Origin of the sequence: Saccharopolyspora sp. NPDC000359 (assembly GCF_040300525.1) — a bacterium.
Lineage (GTDB): Bacteria > Actinomycetota > Actinomycetes > Mycobacteriales > Pseudonocardiaceae > Saccharopolyspora.
This window is the reverse complement of record NZ_JBEPDU010000056.1, coordinates 1-2424: the sequence shown is the minus strand read 5'-3', so window position 1 is coordinate 2424 and position 2424 is coordinate 1. Positions and strand designations below refer to the sequence as shown.

The 2424-nt window shown below is 67.9% G+C and carries 2 protein-coding genes; both read left to right on the top strand.

The genetic code is table 11. The annotated features are described in order from the left end of the window. Positions 1-785, top strand: a 785-nt coding sequence (locus ABT324_RS27980) for a hypothetical protein (RefSeq protein ID WP_351183509.1), incomplete at its 5' end; no start/stop codon positions are given. Between the two features lie 88 nt (positions 786-873). Further along, positions 874-2424 (top strand): replicative DNA helicase (locus ABT324_RS27975; RefSeq protein WP_351183507.1); only part of this gene is annotated, 1551 nt, incomplete at its 3' end.

Genomic DNA, 2424 nt, shown 5'->3' with positions numbered 1-2424 from the left:
ACGACCCCAGTACTGCACGTGAAGGGGTTGGGTTCGAGCCCAGTACTGCACGTGCAGAAAAGGCGCAGGTCAACCCCAGTACTGCACGTGAAGGGGTTGGGTTCGAGCCCAGTACTGCACGTGCAGAAAAGGCGCAGGTCAACCCCAGTACTGCACGTGAAGGGGTTGCTTCGAAGGAAGAGATCGGAGATCTCTCCGGAAGGAGAGAGATCTCCGATCTCTCGATCGAGCGCGACGCCGCCTCGCTCCGCAAGGCGGGCGACGCCGCGCCGGAAGACGACGAGCTGACCGCTGCCGTGCGCCAGCTGGTCAACCGCCTGCCCTGGGAGACCACCAGCAAGGGCCGCAACGCCAAGGTCATGACCGACGCCAACACCGTCCTTGTCCCGGCGATCGTCGCTGCCATCCGCAACGGCTGGGTGACGTTGGCGCAGGCCCAGGAGCACGCGCTTCGCAAGATCACCGAGGCAGGTACGAACCCGGTGCTGTACGTGACGAATGGGTTCGCTGCGGACCGGATCCCGCTGCCGACCCCTGATGACGTGCTTCCCCTCCCTGATCCCCAGACCCCCGAAAAGGCGCCTCAGAGGCCCGCTCGCGGCGCGAACGGGACTGCCGGTACGTCCGGGGTGGGTGATGCCGGTGTGGTGCGGGAGGGCGGCTCTGAGCCCGGGATTGGGTGTGCGGGCTGTGTGGAGTCCGGCACGTTGGGTTGGGTGCAGCGCGCCGATGGCCGCTGGGCCCGCTGCAGGTGCAACCCCGTGCAGCGCGCCAAGAGCGCCTGAACAGGGGTTTTCCGCCGAATAGGGGGTGCCCTGGTTGGGGCAGGTCGCAGTGTGCCCAACCAGGGCTGGATCACCGAGAGAGGCAATCGTGACCGAGGTTATCGCCCACCAGCCCGATGACGACATCCAAGAGCACCAGGACGACGTCGCTCGACGTGACGCCGACGCCGAGCGGGAGGTGCTGGCCGGCCTGATGGCCAGCCCCGAGTTCCGCAGGCACTACCGGGGCCGTCTGCACGCTGATCGATTCGGCGGCTACCTGCACTCCAGGATCTTTCGGGCGATCAACGACGCTGACGGCCGTGGTGAACTCGATCCGGACGCCACCATCGCGTCTGCCGCGGTGCGGCCCGTGCTCGATGCCCTGCTGCGTGCTCAGGCCAGCAACGATGGCGACGAGCTCGGCGCGGCGTTGCGCATCCGCACCGGCGGGCACACGCCCCAGGAACTGTCGAACTACCTGATCCGGGTCGCCGACTACGCCCCGTTCACCCGGTCCCAGATGAACACCGCGGTGCGGAGCATGGAGTCCGCCCACGCCCGGCGGGTCATGCGCGCCACCGGGCACCGACTGGCCTCCGCCGCCGAGGGGCTGACCGGGCACACCCTCGACGATCTGCGCAGCGCCGCCATCGGCATCACCGAGGAGCTGACCACCGCCACGACCGCTGGCCTCGACGACGCGCAGGCCCGCGTCGCCGATCGGTGGGACGAGTTCGTGGCCGACATCGGTGCGCGCGACGACAGCGACCGCATCAAGCTCGGGCTGATCGACCTCGACGCTGTGGTGCGGCTCCGGCCCGGCCACATGCTGATGCTCGGCGCGCGTACCAGCATCGGTAAGACCGCGGTCGGGCTGACCTTCGCGCGTGGCGCGGCCAAACAGGGCGCCTACGTGGTGTATCTGTCGTTCGAGGTCACCCAGGTCGAGTGCATGGAACGCATCGCCTCGGCCGAGGCGGGTGTGCCTTACTCGAAGATCCAGAACGGTGACCTGGCCGACGTCGAGCTCCAGCGTGTCCAGAACGCCGTGGCCAACATCCCCCAGCACCTCTACGTGCCCAACTCGCCCCGCCGTGACCTGGACCAGGTCGTCTCGACGATCTACCGCACTGCCGCGGCGGCGCAGGCCGAGGGCATCCACCCGGTGGTGTTCGTCGACTACATCCAGCAGGTTCGTTTCCCTGGTAACCGGTCGAACCGCCAGGAGATCATGACCGAGATCTCGAACAGCATCCAGGAAGCCGCTCAGGACTCTGGGTGCGCGGTGGTGTGCTGTGCCCAGCTCAACCGGCAGGCCGACCACCGCGAGGACAAGAAACCACAGCTGAGCGACCTGCGCGACTCCGGTGCGCTGGAGCAGGACGCTCACGTCGCGGTCCTGCTGCACCGGCCCGATTTCTACGATCGGTGGGACCCGCGCATGGGCGAGATGGACCTCATCGTCGCCAAGAACCGATCCGGCCCGACGAAAACGATCACGACTGCCCACCAGTTGCATCTTCAGCGCGTGGTCGACATGGCCCCCGCCTTCGCCCAGGACACCGACGGCGCCTCTTCCTCAACAACAAGTGCGGGCACGCACGGTTCAGCGCCCGCGCAGGCCGGGCCGCGGGTGTGCCCGGGCTGCCGGGATGCC